This window comes from Kribbella sp. HUAS MG21 (assembly GCF_040254265.1).
Lineage (GTDB): Bacteria > Actinomycetota > Actinomycetes > Propionibacteriales > Kribbellaceae > Kribbella.
This window is the reverse complement of the sequence record NZ_CP158165.1, coordinates 6,048,210-6,063,564: the sequence shown is the minus strand read 5'-3', so window position 1 is coordinate 6,063,564 and position 15,355 is coordinate 6,048,210. Positions and strand designations below refer to the sequence as shown.

General features: G+C 71.0%; 15 protein-coding genes. 3 read left to right on the top strand and 12 right to left on the bottom strand.

Annotated features, from left to right (window positions below):
* Positions 1–17: 17 nt before the first annotated feature.
* From ABN611_RS29300 to ABN611_RS29275, 6 genes are all read right to left on the bottom strand, one after another.
* Positions 18–1,493 (bottom strand): glucose-6-phosphate dehydrogenase, encoded by a 1,476-nt coding sequence (locus tag ABN611_RS29300; protein ID WP_350275478.1) that lies wholly within the window; start codon positions 1,491–1,493, stop codon positions 18–20.
* Between the two features lie 40 nt (positions 1,494–1,533).
* A complete protein-coding gene (locus ABN611_RS29295; protein WP_350275477.1) occupies positions 1,534–2,817 on the bottom strand; it encodes a hypothetical protein in 1,284 nt (427 codons plus the stop codon).
* 26 nt (positions 2,818–2,843) lie between these two features.
* On the bottom strand, positions 2,844–4,871 hold the full coding sequence (locus tag ABN611_RS29290) for an AAA family ATPase (protein WP_350275476.1): 2,028 nt from the start codon (positions 4,869–4,871) through the stop codon (positions 2,844–2,846).
* Between the two features lie 120 nt (positions 4,872–4,991).
* Positions 4,992–5,384 (bottom strand): immunity protein YezG family protein, encoded by a 393-nt coding sequence (locus tag ABN611_RS29285; RefSeq protein ID WP_350275475.1) that lies wholly within the window; start codon positions 5,382–5,384, stop codon positions 4,992–4,994.
* The gene (locus tag ABN611_RS29280) at positions 5,381–6,040 is read right to left on the bottom strand and encodes a DNA/RNA non-specific endonuclease (RefSeq protein ID WP_350275474.1); all 660 of its coding nucleotides are present in this window, start codon (positions 6,038–6,040) and stop codon (positions 5,381–5,383) included. Before ABN611_RS29280 ends, ABN611_RS29285 begins: the two co-directional genes overlap by 4 nt.
* A gap of 35 nt (positions 6,041–6,075) precedes the next feature.
* Complete coding sequence (locus ABN611_RS29275) at positions 6,076–7,092, bottom strand: ferritin-like protein (RefSeq protein WP_350275473.1); 1,017 nt, start codon at positions 7,090–7,092, stop codon at positions 6,076–6,078.
* Positions 7,093–7,204: 112 nt separating this feature from the next.
* On the opposite strand from ABN611_RS29275, the gene ABN611_RS29270 reads away from it, so the two are divergent.
* Positions 7,205–7,609, top strand: coding sequence for a cupin domain-containing protein (locus ABN611_RS29270; protein ID WP_350275472.1), 405 nt, complete (start codon positions 7,205–7,207; stop codon positions 7,607–7,609).
* Here the strand turns inward: ABN611_RS29270 and ABN611_RS29265 are convergent.
* From ABN611_RS29265 to ABN611_RS29255, 3 genes are all read right to left on the bottom strand, one after another.
* Positions 7,600–9,381: an ABC transporter ATP-binding protein gene (locus tag ABN611_RS29265; protein WP_350275471.1), complete on the bottom strand. Its 1,782-nt coding sequence runs from the start codon at positions 9,379–9,381 to the stop codon at positions 7,600–7,602. The genes ABN611_RS29270 and ABN611_RS29265 overlap by 10 nt on opposite strands.
* On the bottom strand, positions 9,374–11,125 hold the full coding sequence (locus ABN611_RS29260) for an ABC transporter ATP-binding protein (RefSeq protein WP_350275470.1): 1,752 nt from the start codon (positions 11,123–11,125) through the stop codon (positions 9,374–9,376). The genes ABN611_RS29265 and ABN611_RS29260 overlap by 8 nt, the downstream gene beginning before the upstream one ends.
* 118 nt (positions 11,126–11,243) lie before the next feature.
* Positions 11,244–11,702: a nuclear transport factor 2 family protein gene (locus ABN611_RS29255; protein WP_350275469.1), complete on the bottom strand. Its 459-nt coding sequence runs from the start codon at positions 11,700–11,702 to the stop codon at positions 11,244–11,246.
* A gap of 55 nt (positions 11,703–11,757) precedes the next feature.
* Here ABN611_RS29255 and ABN611_RS29250 point away from each other — a divergent pair, with 55 nt between their 5' ends.
* The gene (locus ABN611_RS29250) at positions 11,758–12,267 is read left to right on the top strand and encodes a helix-turn-helix domain-containing protein (protein ID WP_350275468.1); all 510 of its coding nucleotides are present in this window, start codon (positions 11,758–11,760) and stop codon (positions 12,265–12,267) included.
* Here the strand turns inward: ABN611_RS29250 and ABN611_RS29245 are convergent.
* Genes ABN611_RS29245 through ABN611_RS29235 form a run of 3 tightly spaced genes read right to left on the bottom strand, consistent with a single transcriptional unit; the run spans position 12,244 to position 14,255 of the window.
* Positions 12,244–12,648, bottom strand: a complete 405-nt coding sequence (locus ABN611_RS29245; RefSeq protein ID WP_350275467.1) for a hypothetical protein — start codon at positions 12,646–12,648, stop codon at positions 12,244–12,246. The two genes, ABN611_RS29250 and ABN611_RS29245, sit on opposite strands and share 24 nt — an antisense overlap.
* Positions 12,649–12,663: 15 nt before the next feature.
* Positions 12,664–13,023 (bottom strand): VOC family protein, encoded by a 360-nt coding sequence (locus ABN611_RS29240; RefSeq protein ID WP_350275466.1) that lies wholly within the window; start codon positions 13,021–13,023, stop codon positions 12,664–12,666.
* A 44-nt stretch (positions 13,024–13,067) separates the two neighbouring features.
* Positions 13,068–14,255 carry an ROK family transcriptional regulator gene (locus ABN611_RS29235; RefSeq protein ID WP_350275465.1) on the bottom strand — a complete coding sequence of 396 codons (1,188 nt, stop codon included), beginning with the start codon at positions 14,253–14,255 and terminating at the stop codon, positions 13,068–13,070.
* A 127-nt stretch (positions 14,256–14,382) separates the two neighbouring features.
* Between ABN611_RS29235 and ABN611_RS29230 the strand changes: the two genes are divergently transcribed.
* Positions 14,383–15,318 carry an ROK family protein gene (locus ABN611_RS29230; protein ID WP_350275464.1) on the top strand — a complete coding sequence of 312 codons (936 nt, stop codon included), beginning with the start codon at positions 14,383–14,385 and terminating at the stop codon, positions 15,316–15,318.
* Positions 15,319–15,355: the final 37 nt, after the last annotated feature.

Sequence of the window (15,355 nt, the reverse complement as noted above, 5' to 3'; positions counted from 1 at the left end):
CTGGTGTCAGACGCCTCTCAGGCCGCGGACTCGCCGGCGGCCCGCCAGTCGGCCGGTCCGTCCGACCCCGCCTCGTACTCCTCCAGCGGGACCTCGCCGGCCGCCCACGCGGCCAGCACCGGCTCGACGATCTCCCAGCACCGCTCGGCCACGTCACCGCGGACCGAGAGCAGCGGGTCGCCGCGGAGGATGCCGTTCAGCACCTCGCCGTACGGGAGGACCGGTGACGACGGCAACGAGGCGTCGAGGAAGACCTGGCCCATCGTGTACGGGCCGTCGACGCCCAGCGCGGGGACAGACAACGACAGCTCGCCCGGGTTCAGCCCGATGCGCAGAGTTTCGCCGTCGCGACCACCGTGCAGGCCGGACGGCAGGTGCCGCAGCGGCTTGAAGCGGATCACGATCTCCTTGCGCGCGACCCCGAGCGCCTTGCCGGAGCGCAGCGTGAACGGCACCCCCGCCCAGCGGTTCGTGTCCACCTCGACCGTCACCTCGGCGAGCGTCTCGGTCTCCCGGGACGGGTCGACCCCGGCCTCGTCGGCGTACGCCGGAACCACCCGGTCGTCGGCGATCCCCGCTCCGTACCGCGCGCGCCGGCTCGCCTCGGTGGCGGAGCGGCGGTAGAGGTGCGTACTGCGCAGCGCCCGGGCCATCTCGCTGCGGACCTCGACGGCGTCCATCGTGGCCGGTGCGTCCATCACGAGCAGGGCCAGCACGAGCAGCAGGTGGCTCTGGATCATGTCGACGAGCGCGCCCGCGTTGTCGTAGTACTGCGCGCGACCTTCGAGTCCGAGCGTCTCGTCGTACACGATCTCGACGCTCTCGATGTGCTCGGCGTTCCAGACCGGCTCGAACAGGCGGTTCGCGAACCGCAGGCCGATCAGGTTGAGGACCGCCGTCCGGCCGAGGAAGTGGTCGACGCGGTGCACGTTGTCCTCGGGCACCAGCGTGCCGACCAGCTTGTTCAGCGCCGCGGCGGACGCGGAGTCGGTGCCGAACGGCTTCTCGAAGGCGAGCTCGGTGCCCTCGGGCAGGTCGAGCTGCTGGAGCGCCTCGACGATCCTCGTCGTCACGGCCGGCGGCAGCGAGAAGTACAGCACCGGGGCCGGGCCGGCGAGGTCGAGCAGCGTCCGCAGGTGCGCGACGTCCGTCGGGTCGCCGGCGACGTACTCCGTGGTCGCGAGCGTCTCGGCCGCGACCGGGCCGATCTCGCCACGCGAGGCGAAGGCCGCGTGGACGCGGTCCGTCCACTCGTCAGCGGCGAGCGGCGACCGCCCGGTGCCGATGATCCGCACACTCGTGGCGCGCGGCCCGGCGAGCAGACTGCCCAGGCCGGGCAGCAGCAACCGTGAGCTCAGGTCGCCGCTGGCGCCGAAGATGACCAGGGTCCGTTGGTCCGTCCCCGCCGGTCGTCCGTCGACCGGCAGCAGGGCCGCATGCGTACTGATGATGCCTCCCGAAACTGTGCCGTGCGGCTGCACCCGTGGAGCCACACCTTCAGAGGCAACCGCACCGAGAGTAACGGCATTCCCGCTAGCGCGCAGCCGGGATCTCAAGGGGTGGGAAAGGGCTTTCCGAGAGTCCCAGGTTACGCCAGACGAAGCGCGGGACGCCCCCGAGGAAACCGCGCAGGTAGGCCGAGCAGTGCGCGATCGCCGGCTGGCTGTGCTCCCCCGGCGAGAACCAGACCCACTCCCCCTCGATCCGGAACGGCGCGCCCTGGCTCGCCATCAGGTACTCCATCTGCCGCGGGTGGATCACGTCGTACGCGTACTTCGGGTCCTGCGCGAAGATCGCGAACCGGCGGTTGAACTCCGCGCTTTCGAACTCGATGCCCGAGCTCAGCCCCTTGCGCCCGACGGTCAGCGGCGGCATCCGGATCGGCAACTGGAAGCCGAGGATCGGCTCCGAGTGGTGTTCGGTGACGGTGCGGGTCTGGCTGTTGCCGTTGCTGTCGGTGTAGGACTCGGTGCGCTGTGTCTTCCAGTGGTGCTCGAACGCGATGAACGGCGGACCGTCGCCGTCGCGGCCGCGGATCACCTGGTCGGTCCGGTGGCCGTGTCCGCCGCGGTTGACCGGCGTGAATTCCAGCAAGCTGTCGTCGACACCGATCCAGTACCACTCCGGGTGGTGGTAGAAAGTGAGCCGCGGCGGCGGCTCCGGCTGGATCCACTGGTCCAGCGGCGTCGCGTCGATCACCGCCGCCAGCGCACCGAGCTGCTCGAGCCACTGGCCGAGCTTGTCCAGCTCCTTGCGCGGCGGATCGAGTACGACGACCTGGTCGCCGTCGATGCTCAGGTTGACCCCCGGCTGTCCCGCCGCCAGCGCGTTCAGCTGCTGGCAGAGCTGCGCCGTCAGCACCGCGTTCGCGTACGGCACGTCCAGCGCGCCGACCCGCCAGCCGGGACCGAGCTGCGGCGGCGCGGGCACGTCCTGCGCGAGGACGCCGTACCGGGGTCCTGTCTCGCCGCCGGTGATCCACAGCTCGGGGAGGCGCCGGGACAGCGTGACCATGCCGACCCAGCCCGACCAGTGGTCGTTCTTGTACTCGATCACCTGGAACGGTCGGCCGGTGCTCGTCGCCCCGATGATCTGGTCGTCCGGCCTGCGCTCGAAGCCGATGCCGAACGGCGGGTTGCCGAGCCGCGCCACCGCGTCGAACGCCGGGCTGTTGACGAACAACCAGCCGCGCTGCTTGACGGAGTTGATGTACGCCTGGCGCCGGACGAGCGCGACGATCCCCCAGGTGATCCCGCCCACCACGAGCACAGCCGCGATCACCAGGAACACGAGTACGACCGCGGCGCCTGAATTCACACCGCGACAATAGCGCCGCGGGAGGATCAGCCCAGGGACGCCGGGAGTGGCTCGGCGTGGACGATCTGGAGACGGCTGACCGCGCGGGTGAGGACGACGTACAGCCGGTGCAGGCCGCGCGGCTCGGCGGCGACGATGTGCGCCGGCTCGGCGACCACCACCGCGTCGAACTCCAGGCCCTTCGCCAGCGTCGCGGGCACGCACACCAGGCGCACGGTGTCGATCTCCTCGTCGGACTCGCCGAGCAGCGCGGCCTCGAGCCCGGCCGCGACGAGCGCGTCCCGGAGCTGCCCGATCTGGTCGTCGGCGGCGATCAGTGCGACGGATCCCTCGCCGGCCAGCGCGGCGCGGCACCCGGCGACGACCTGGTCGGCGTACGTCGCCGCGTCGGCCGGCACGATGCTCAACGCGTCGGCGACCGTCCGGACGCCGCTCGGGGTGCTCAGGGTCGGGGCGATCTCGGGCAGCAGCTTCGCCGCGAAGTCGATGATCTGCGCCGGCACCCGGAACCCGCGGCCGAGCTCCGCGACCACGCCGTCGCTCTTGCCGAGATGGCCGAGGACCCGGTCCCAGGACCCGGCGGACCACGGCGTCGTCGCCTGCGCGAGGTCGCCCAGCACCGTGGCCGAGCCGGTGCGGCAGCGCCGACCGAGGGCACGCAACTGCATCGCCGACAGGTCCTGCGCCTCGTCGAGGACGAGATGACCGAGCGAGCCGGTCCGCCGTTCGATCAGGTCCTCGAGCTCGTCGAGCAGGACCGTGTCCGCGAACGACCACTTCGTCGACTTCCACGATCGCGGCGGCTTGGGCCACAGCAGCGCCGTCCGCTCCTCGTCCGTCAGGTCCGGGGCGGCCGCGGTGAGGAAGTCCGCGTCCGAGAAGAGCCGGTGCAGGATCTGCTCCGGTACGACGCGGGGCCAGACCGCGTCGAGCACCTCCTTGACCGGCTTCGAGCGGGCGACGGCGTTCTGCACGCGGTCGTCCGGCGACTCGGCGCGCTCCTCCATCCGGACCAGGACCACGTGCGCGATCCGCTGCGCGAGCGCGTTCCGGCCGGGCGCGTAGCGGGTGGACTCGCGCAGGTCCGACACGATGTCGACGACCTCGTAGTCGTGCACGCGGTAGCGCCGGGATCCCTTGCTGTACAGGACTCCGTCGGTCGGCGTACCGACGTACGACCAGAGGGCGCGGCGCAGCACACCCGCCATCCGCGCGTCGCCCTTCAGCGCCTCGGCGGCCGACTCGTCGACGGCCGCGGCGGGCCGGGTGAGCAGCTCGTCGATCGTGATCTGGCGGACGTCGACCTCGCCCAGCGCGGGCAGGACCTTGCGGATGTAGGACAGGAACGAGCGGTTCGGTCCGACGATCACGACGCCGCCGCGGCCGAGGCGCTCGCGTTCGGTGTAGAGCAGGTACGCGACGCGGTGCAGGCCGACGGCGGTCTTGCCGGTGCCGGGCGCGCCCTGCACGCAGACGCTCGGGTGCAGCGGGGCCCGGACCAGGTCGTCCTGCTCGGGCTGGATCGTGGCCACGATGTCGCGCATCGGGCCGGTGCGCGGCCGCTCGATCTCGGCGCGCAGGAACGCGTCGGCCTGGTCCGGGTCGACCACTCCGGTGAGCGGCTCGTCCTCGAAGCCGGTCAGCTCGGCGTGCTCCGAGAAGCCGTAGCGGCGGCGCATCAGGACGCGCTGCCGGTCGTTCTGGGTCGCGCGGTAGAACGGCACCGACACCGGTGCGCGCCAGTCGATCACCAGCGGTACGCCGGTGCCGTCGTGGACGTGCCGGCGGCCGATGTAGATCTGGTCCAGGTCCTCGATGGTGCCGTGCTCGTAGTCGAGCCGGCCGAAGAACAGCGGTACGTCGGGCAGGTCGAGGAGCGCCTGGGTGCGCATCTCCTTGGCCCGCTGGTTGGCCTCGTTGGTGAAACGTTCGTCGTTGTCCTCGCCGCCGATGACCTGGACCTCGCGGTCCACGACTTCGGCGTACATGCCGCGGAGTGCGGTGCGAGCGGTGGAGAGGTAGGCGCGTTCGGCCGCCAGTTCCGGTTCGACCATGGTCGGAGAGCCTCGAATCGTGAGCTGGGTCCCGCCCCGGAGCAGATCCATCCGGTTCGATTCGATCCCGAAAAGACAGGCGAGCGACGCTACCAGCGGCCGTCGGGGGCCGCCACCGATTTATCGCATCCAGTCCGGGACATGCTCGGGGTCCCGCGGGAACGCGGCCAGGTCCGCCGCGTAGATGCCTGCGTCGACAGGGATCGACCACGCCGGTTCGTGGTCGTAGTCGAAGTCGGTCGCGAAGTGCCCGGCCGCGGTGACCGTGACGCGGGCGGTCAGCCAGGTGCCTTTGCCGGGCTGGTACATCTCCCGCCGCAGTTCCTCGAACTGTTCCTCGAGTCCTTCCGGCAACGTCTCCAGCTGGCTCTCCCCCGCCGGCGTCAGCATGTCGGCGTCCAGTTCGGCGTACGACGTCGTCGCGCGGTAGACCGCACTCACCTCACGCCACCCGGCCGGCAGGTCCGCGACCAGGGCCCGGGCGATCGCGTCGATGACGCCGATCTCGCTCATCCAGCTCCCCGGGCGCTCGTCGGTTTGGTCTCTCTGAAGATACGCCGTGGCGACCGGGTGCCTGCGTGCCGGTCGACCACGGTGCGGCTCGACGGGCGGCGCGTCGTACCGTTCGGGTGCTTCACGTCGATCGCGGCGTGCACCTGGACGCCGGCCGCGCGCATCGCCTGCCAGCTCTCCTCCATCCGCCGCCAGTTGTCCCGGACGCCCTTCACCGCCTGGTTCTGCGATCTCGACTGCGCGGTGATGTTGATCGACTCGCCGGGTCCGTCGAAGACCGTCCCGAACAGGTGCCCGCCGTCGTCGGTGCGCTGCCGGTCGGGCTTGCCCGCGTCCCGTTGCGCGTCCAGGTTGCGGCGGTCCTCGTTGTCCTTCGACGGCAGCCAGCCGAGCCAGCCCTCGGCGTGCGTGACCCGGGCGTGCTCGTCGGTGACGTACAGGTAGCGGTCGTCGACGACGTACACCGCGGACGGCTCCGGGTCCATCAGGTCCGGGTTCCAGCCGTCGACGTGGCCGGACCGCTCCTTGTGCACCGGCAGGCCGGCGTACTTCTCGGGCGCGACCGGTACGTCGTCCGGGCCGTAGCCGACGGCGCGGACGTCGGCCGGATCGGCGGGTTGCTCGATCCGGGCCGACGCCCGCGGTCGCTCTGGCATGCGCCTGTTTCTACCGCGCGGTTCTGAACTCCCGGTTACCGGCGAGTGTCGGGGTCGACGTACCGGAAGGTCGGGCCGGCGGTCGTGTGGTCGTCCTCGCTGAGTTGCATCAGCTTGAGGGCCTCCGACTTGAGCCCGAACATGGCCCGGGTCGCGTCGTGGATCATCGCGGGCTCGCCGGTGAACGCCTGCTCGAGCAGGAACAACAGGGTGCAGTAGGTGTTGTCGAACTCCTCCTGGGCGGCTCGGATCTGCGCATTGTCCGAGCGACGCGGATTGGCCTGCATCGGCGAGACGCCCGCGGGGTCGACGGTCACCGGGTCACCGCTCGGGCCGGACTGCGGTGTGTCGCCGCGCTGGTACCGGCGGCCGAGCTTGAGCTCCTGGAAGCGGTAGTAGTGCGCGACTTCGTCGCGGTCCGGGTGGAAGATGTCGCGGTCGCCGTCCCAGACCTCGCCGCGCGCCGTACCTTCGCCCTGCTCGACGATCTCCTCGAGCGCCGACAGCGCCGAAGCCAGGTCGGTGACCGGCTGCAGGGTGCCGGCGGTGTGGTGGAACGGGCCGGCGGTCACCTGACGCCTGGGGTCGCCGGAAAAGACCTTGTCCTCGCCGAGCGTCTCGCAGAGGTACCGCAGGCCGTCCTCGATCGCGTCGTAGAACTGTCCGATGGTCTCGTAGTCGTCGCTCTGGCTCGGGGCACCAGGCGCCTCGGGCTTCTCCAGCCGCAGGAACATCTCCAGGGCGTCGGTCCCGAACGGCAGCAGCGACAGCTCCACCGAGCCGTGCGGCAACTGGCGCGGATAGCCCGGCAGCATCTCCGGAACATCCAGCCGCGGTTCACCGCCGACGGCGTTCAGCAGGTTGGCCGCCAGCGAGAGATGGATCATCTCCTCGACGAACACGCTGCTCACCACCTCGACCGCGTCCGGGTTCCGCGCCGGGTCGAGCGAGTACAGGGCACAGAGGTACGGCGGGAGTGTGGCGTGCTCGAGCTCGATCGCCCACTGCAGGTGCCGATGAAGACTGTCGATGGTGTCGATACGCAGGTCCATGTCTGTTGAGACAGGCCACACCCGACATCTGTGACCGTCACAGGGCGTCCGGCCGCGCTGTCTATCCCAGAGACAGACCAGAGAAAGAGCTGAGCGATTGGGAGGTAGCGATATGGCCGAGCACCCGTCCACCGCGTGGCAGACCGCGCTGACGATGCTGCAGGAGGTCGAGCCACCGTTCGTGCCCGAGGGATTCCACGTGATGACCGTGGACGTCGAGTACCCGGCGGGCGACCCGGGCGCGCCGCCGCACCGGCACTCGGGGCCGGCGTTCGGGTACGTCGTCGAGGGCGAGATGCTGTTCGAGCTCGAGGGTGAGCCGCCGCGGGTGATCAAGGCCGGTGAGGCGTTCTGGGAGCCGGGCGGTGATGTCATCCACTACCAGGACGGCAACAACCGGTCGGACGTACCGGTGAAGTTCACCGTCACCATGCTGTGTGCGCCGAACCAGGAGATGTTCGTGCTGGTCCCCGAGGACGAGCTCGCCGCGCGGGCTGATCGGCGGGTTCAGCGGTAGGCGCGGGCTTGGAGTTCGAAGAGTTCGGCGTAGCGGCCGCCGGCGGCCAGCAGGTCCTCGTGGGTGCCGAACTCTTCGATCCGGCCCTGGTGCATGACGACGATGAGGTCGGCCATCCGGACGGTGGAGAAGCGGTGCGAGACCAGGACGGTGATGCCGCCGGTCTCGGCCGCGGCCACCTTCGCGGCCTCGGCGTACTGCTCGTAGAGCCGGTGCTCGGCCTCCGGGTCCAGCGCCGCGGTCGGCTCGTCGAGGAGCAGCAGCAGCGGGCGCTCGCGCATGAACGCGCGGGCCAGCGCCAGCCGCTGCCACTGCCCACCTGACAGCTCCACCCCGTCGGTGAACTTCTTGCCCAGCTGGGAATCGAGCCCGCGCGGCAGCCCGGCGACGACCGACTCGGCGTCACCCCGGACCACTGCCGTGCGTACGGCGTCCTCGTCCGCGGCGCGGGTGATGTCGCCGATCCCGACCACCTCGCGCGCGGTGAACTCGAACTTCACGAAGTCCTGGAAGCCCGCCGACAGCTGCGACCGCCACGCGTCCGGCTGGATCGTCGCCAGGTCCTGCCCGTCGACCAGGATCCGTCCGGTGGTCGGGTCGTACATCCGGGCCAGCAGCTTCACCAGCGTGGTCTTGCCGGCGCCGTTCTCCCCCACCAACGCGACCGCAGCACCGGCCGGGATCTCCAGATTGATCGCACTCAGCACCGCGGAATCCGAACCCGGATAAGCGAATCCGACGTCTCGCAGCGAGATCCCGTCCGCGATCCGCGCCGGTGCCTCCGACCGGCTGGAGCGCCACGAGTTCTGCTTGGCGTACTCGCGCAGCCAGTCGTAGCGGCCGAAGCTGCGGACCACCTCGCCGACCCAGTACACGTTCTGCGCGATACCGCCGGTCATCTGATCCACCTGCGGCGCGAGCAGCAGCACCAGGACGACATCGCCCGCACTGGCCTGCCCGTTCCGCGCGCGGACCACGACCCAGACGATCGCCGCCGCGTACGCGAGCCCGAACACCAGCCGCACCGCGCCGTCCACCTTCCCGCCCCAGCGCGCGGCGGCGACCCGGCGCTCGAAGCGCTCGGTCTGCAGCGTGAAGATCCTGTCCAGCAACACCTTCCCGAGCCCGAACACCCGCACCTCGAGCCCGGTCCGCGGATCCTTGGCGACCTCGATCAGCCGGTCGACGAGCCGCTCCTGCGGCATCGAGTCCTCCCACGCCTTGTGCTGCCGCGTGCTGCTCAGGTACGCCGACCAGATCCGGACGCCGCCCAGCAACGGCAGGACGAGCAGCACCGGATGCACGGACCCGAGCAGCGTGAGCACGGTCGCGGTGTTCGTCACCGTGGCGAACGCCCACAGCAGCACCTCCGCGCCGACACCCATCCGCCACGCCCGTTCCCGCACGAGCTCGAGCCGGTCCGCGACGTCCGGGCGCTCGTGGTGCGACAGGCCGGGGATGCCGGTCGTGACGTCCAGCAGGTCCGCGTGTACGCGGCCGGCCATCCGCTCCTGCGCGGTGTCCTGCAGCGGCGTCCCCAACCCGTCCGCGAGGAACGCCACCGCCAGGCCGCCGACGATGATCGCGACGCCCAGCGCGACCGTGCTCGACCGGTCGGAGGCGATCCCGTCGACGAGCCGGCTCACGCCGTACGTCTGGGTCGGCGCGGTGATCGCCCGCGCCGCGACCAGCACGGTCGAGATCGTCATCAGCCACGGCGCCGCCCGGAACGAGGTCGTCAACCACAGCGCGAGAATCCGCAAGTTACGCATCGACAGCCTCCGTCCCCGTCACGTAGCGCTCGGCCTGCAGCCGGAACATCCCGGCGTACTCGCCGTCGATCGCGAGCAGCTCCTCGTGGGTGCCGTCCTCGACGATCCGGCCGTCGGACAGCACGCAGATCCGGTCCGCGTTGCGCACCACCGAGAACCGGTGCGAGATGATCAGCGACGCCACCCCCGAGGTCAGCTCGAGGTACCGCTCGACGAGTTCGGCCTCGGCCCGGACGTCGAGCGCGGCGGCCGGCTCGTCCAGCACCAGGACCCCGGCGCCCGCGTGCACCGCGAACAAGGCGCGCGCCAGCGCGACCCGCTGCCACTCGCCACCCGAGAGGTCGACCCCGCCGTCGAACGTCTTGTCCAGCACGGTGTGCCAGCCGTTCGGCAGCCGGCGTACGACGGAATCGATCCCGGACTCGCGCGCGACGCGGGCCAGCGTGAGCTCGTCACCCGCTCGCTCGACCGCGCCGAACACCACGTTGTCCGTCACCGACAGCGGGAACCGCACGAAGTCCTGCACGATCGCCGCGACCCGGCGCTGCCATGCGGCCAGATCGAGGTCGGCGAGGTCGACGCCGTCGACGAGGATCCGGCCGCTCGTCGGCTTGTAGGCGCCGCCGAGCAGCTTCACCAGCGTGGACTTCCCGGCGCCGTTGACGCCGACGAGCGCGAGCGCCTCGTGAGCGTGGATCGTGAGGTCGAGCTCCCGCAGGACCGGGACCTCCGAACCCGGGTAGTGGAAGCTGACCTGCTCGAACCGGATCTCGCGGGCCGGCATCGTCTCGACCCGGTGCCGCGTCGTGGCGACCGGCTCCGGGTGCCGCCGGGTGATCGTCTCGGGCAGATCGCGCATCGCGCGGAACGCGGAGAGCCCGCGCCGGACCTGCACGACGCCGAAGCCGTTGCTCGACTGGCCGATCGCGAGGATCGCGGGCAGCGTGGTCGCGACCTGGGTGAGCGGCAGCGAGCCGTTGTACGCCGCGCGCCCGACGGCGAGGATCGCGACGCCGTTGGCGATCAGGTGCACGCCGCCGATCAGCAGCGACCACTTCGCGTTCGTCCGCCGGCGGGCCCAGACCGGGCGGTAGCCGGCCGTCCACTCGCGGACGTACCGGTCGACGAGCCAGCCGTGCAGGCCGAAGACCCGCAACTCCTTCGGGGCGTCGCGCATCCCCAGGTTGAACACGTAGTGCGCCCGCCGTTGCTCCTCGGTGTTGCCCCACCAGACGTCGACCTCGCGCTCGATCAGGCGGCCGCCGTACCACTCCAGCAGGAACGTGACCGCGACCAGCATCGCGGCCACCCACCACGCGAACATCGCGCCGACGATCAGCGCCGAGCCGACCAGCGTCACCCGGCTCGCGAGCAGCCACGGCAACTGGCCGAGCCCCTGGGCGAGGTGGAAGCCGCCCTTCCCCTTCGCGCGCTCCTGCACGTCCAGTACTTCGGCGTCCTCCAGGTGCTGGATCCGCCGCGGCCGCAGCAGCGGCTCGGTGATCCCGGTGCCGATCGCGCGGACCAGGCCGGCGTCCATCACCATCGAGGCGACCTGCTGCGCCGCCGGCTTCAGACTCTCCAGCACGAAGACCACCAGCAGGGCGCCGAGCAACCAACTGAACTCGCCGATCGGCATCGCGTCCGGGCCGCCGTCGACCACGCCCGGCACCGCCCCGACGACCTGTCCGGTCAGCAGCGTGACCGCCATCCCGAGCAGCGAGCCGAGGACGGCCAGACCCATCGTCAGAAGGGTGCTTCCAGGCGCAACACGTATCCCGTACCGCAGCAGAGTCAGCACCCGATCGACCGTAGCCGCGACCACCGACAGAACGCACCCGAGTTTCCGGGCCGGACCGCAATCAGCCGACGATCGGCTCCGCGTGCGCCTCGTCGTACCCGGCCGCGGCCAGCCGGTCGAGGGTGCGTTGCAGGACCGCGGTGTCCTCCAGGGTGCGGACCTCGGTGATCTTGCCCCACTTGATCCGCAGGAACTGGTGGACGACGTTCTCGTACGTCGATCCGTCCACGACCTTCACATGCACCGTGACCGCGGTCGCGACCCGGGTGTCCCACGGCCAGCCGCTGACGATGACGTCCTGGACATCGAACCTGGTCCCGGGAAGCAGCCGGAAGCACCGCTCCCACCAGCGCCGCAGCGCGTCGTGGGTCCGGCGCTCACCGCCGAGCGCGTGGTCGCCGTAGAACCGGTACGTGAAGGACGGCGCCATCCCGGCCACCATCGCCTCCCAGTTCCCCGCACTGATCTGCGCGAACGCGTTCCGCACCTGCCGGGCCACGATCCAGTGGTAGATCCCCATGCCGACCACCCTAGGCCGAGTGCATTCAATAACGCAACTGACTACACTCGGCGGCATGCGGAACACCAGCTTCGCCTCGATGCACTGCTCGCTCGCCCAGTCCCTGGAGCTGATCGGCGACTGGTGGACGCCGCTCGTGCTGCGCGACCTCTACCTGGGCCTCGACCGCTTCGACCAGCTCGTCACCGACCTCGGCATCTCCCGCAACCTGCTGACGGCGCGGCTGACCACCCTCGTCGACGGTGGTTTGGTCCGACGTACGCCGTACCAGCAGAACCCGGTGCGCTACAGCTACGAACTCACCGAGTCAGGCAAGGAACTCGTGCCGATCCTGATCGCGCTGACCGCATGGGGCGACAAGTGGGCCACTCCCCCGGCCGGCCAGCCGCTGCGGTTCACGCACACCAGTTGCGGCAAGGTCACCACGGCGACCGTGTGCTGCTCCGAGTGCGGCGAGGCACTCGCGACGGACGACGTCGTACCGTCGCCGGGTCCCGGCGGGCGGACGGCTCCGGGGACGGCGTTGATCGCGAGTGTGCTGTCAGGACTCGAGCCGAAGGCGTAGCAGTTCGGCGAGCGGCATCGACTCGCCGTCGCGGGCGCCCTGGCCGACCACGAGCGGCGGGTCGGACGGCTCGACGTGGACGCCGGCGACGCGGGACTTGAGGCTGGCCGGTACGCCGAGGATGTAGAAGTTCCCGTCGACGTCCACGGCGAGCGAGCGGTTGCGGCGCAGGTACCACCCGGTGAGGTTGGTGCGGTAGCTGGCGCTGGAGCCGACGACCTGCGCCCGCAGCGGCTCAGGCTGCACCCCGCGCTCTCTGAGCGTCGCGATGAAGTCGGTCAGCAGCTGACGAGCCTGCGCGGTCTCCGCGGCCTTCTTGCGTCCCAGCGCGGCCGCATGCTCCGCGGCCGCCTGCCGTCGTTCCTCGCGCCAGCTCGTCACCCCCTCACCCTACGATCAGTCCACGCACAGGCAGAACGGGTGTCCGGCGGGGTCGAGGAAGACGCGGAACGTGGTGCCGGGCTGGTGCTCGGCCTTGGTGGCGCCGATCTTCAGGACCGCGGCCTCACCTTCGTCGAGGTCCTCGACCATCACGTCGAGGTGCAGCTGCTGCGGCACGTCCTGGGTCGGCCAGGTCGGCGCCTTGAAGTCCTTCACCTGCTGGAACGAGATGCAGTTGCTCCCGTCCTCGGGCCGGATGTCCGCCCAGCCCTCGTCGGACTTCACCTGCCAGCCGAGCAGCTCGCCGTAGAACTGGGCGAGACCGGCCGCGTCGGGGCAGTCCAGCACGAAACTCGGGTACTTAGCGATAGCCATGGCTCGCACAGTAGTGCTGGTTGCGGACGATCCGCGTCCGGTTCTCAGGACGAATTTCCGACCAGCGTCTGCCACGCCCGGTCGACGCCGGCGGCGATGCAGCCCGCCACCACGGTCTCCGTCCCGAGCACACTCGCCTTGACCTCGGGAAGCACCGGAGCCAGCTGGCGCAACTGCTTGGTCACCGCCTCCAGGAAGCCCGGCGCCTGGCCGATGCCGCCGCCGAGCACGATCAGGTCGGGATCGACCACCGTGATCACCGTGCACACCGCCTTCGCGACGAGCAACGCTTCCTCGGCGACCACCGCCGCCGCGAGCGCGTCACCGCGAGCGGCCGCCGCGAACACCTTCTCGGCTGTCGGCGCACCGCGGACCCCGGCACGCCGCGCCGCTCGGACCACAGCCGCCGCCGACGCGGACGCGTCGAAGCCGCCCCGCTTGCGGGCGTCCCGCGGATCGCTGCCGCTGCCCTCGGTGAACGGCAGGTACCCGATCTCGCCCGCGACGCCGTGCGATCCGCGCCGGAGCTTGCCGTCGAGCACCAGCCCCATCCCGATCCCGGTGCCGACCGAGACGAACGCGAAGCTCTCGACCTCGCGGCCGTGTCCGTGCACCCGCTCGGCGATCGCCGCGGCGTCCACGTCGTTCTCGATCATCAGCGACGGACCGAAGCGTTCCCGGAGTGCGGCGAGCGTCGCCGGCGAGTCCCAGCCGGAGAGCCGGCCGGTCAGCGTCAGCGCGTCGAGCCGCGGGTCGTAGACGCCGGGGCTGCCGAGCACCGTCTGCGTCAGTTGCGCGACGTCGATCCCGGCTTCGGCCGCCAGCGTCCCGGTCAGGTCGACGAGCTCCTGGATCCGTGCCAGCGCGTCGCCCGCTTTCGTGCGCACACTCAGCCGGGAACGGACGGTCCCGGCGAGATCCGCGATCGCGCCGCGCAGGTACTCACGCCCGACGTCCAGCCCGAGCACGAACCCCGCTTCCGGCCGGACCTCGTACAGGCTCGCCGCCGGGCCGGGGACGCCGGTGCGCTGGCCGGTCACGTGCACGAGGCCGGTCCGCTCCAGTGAACCCAGCGCGGCCGACACCGTCGGTTTCGACAGTCCGGTGAGCCCGGCGAGCTCGGTGCGCGAGATCGGCCCGGCCCGGCGGATGTGTCCCAGCAGCACCCGCTCGTTGATCTCGCGGATCAGCTGCGGGCGCGCAGCCGACGCGCCTCCGGCGACAACGGTCACGTCGGCCCCCTTCGGTATCGACCCGGACATCTCGATTCGGCAACTTCGCCCGATCCCTTGTGGTCGTGGCGATTGTTAAGTTAGTTTCCTAACGATTCTATTCGCCGGCGCGAGGAGGTGCCACCCTGTGGTTTCCCCACCGGTCGTCCTCGGGCTCGACTTCGGCGGTACCAAGATCGCCGTCGCCGTCAGCGACCTCGCCGGTCGTCGGCTCGGCGCGACGACCATCGACAGCCGGGCCGACTCCGGCGGTGCCGCGCAGGCGATGGACCGGTGCCTCACAACGGCGCGCGAACTGCTCGCCGACGTCGCACCGGACCACCACCTCGCCGGCGTCGGCGCCGCCACCCTGGGCATCCCGTACGACGACCGCGTCGAACTGGCGCCGACGCTGCCCGGCTGGGGCGAACTCCCTTTCGGGCGGCTGATCCGGGAGGCCTATCCCGGCGTACCGGTGAAGTTGGCGACCGACGTCAAGGCCGCGGCGGAGGCCGAGCTGCGCTGGGGTGCGCTGGCCGGCTGTGATCCGGGGCTGTACGTCAACCTCGGTACCGGCCTGGCGGTCGCGATCGTTGCCGGCGGCACCGTCATCACCGGGGCGCACGGGGCGTCCGGGGAGATCGGCTACAACCTGCGCTCGACCGCCGACGTGTCCGTCGGCGCGGAGCGGCGCACGATCCTGGAACACGTCGTCAGCGGCCAGGGCCTCGAGAGCACCGGCACCGCCCGGCTCGGGCGCCCGGTCACGGCCGCCGACGTCTTCACCCTGGCGCGCACCCGGCCGGATGCCGCCGTACTCACCGAGGAGTTCGTCCGGGAGCTGGCACTGCACCTGGCCAATCTCGCCATCGCGATCGATCCCGCCCGGATCGTCGTCGGCGGCGGCCTGGTCCGCTCCTGGGACCAGCTCGAACCCGGGCTGCGCCGAGCGCTCGACGCGGCCGTCCCGTTTCCGCCGGAGCTTTCGGTGGCGCGGTTTCCGTCCGACGCACCGCTGATCGGGGCCCTCGCCCTGGGCGTCGAGGCCGCGGGGGCGGTTCTCGGTGCGGAGGCATTCGCCTGAGCAGGACCTGACCCTGCGCAGAATCGAGGAGGCAGGC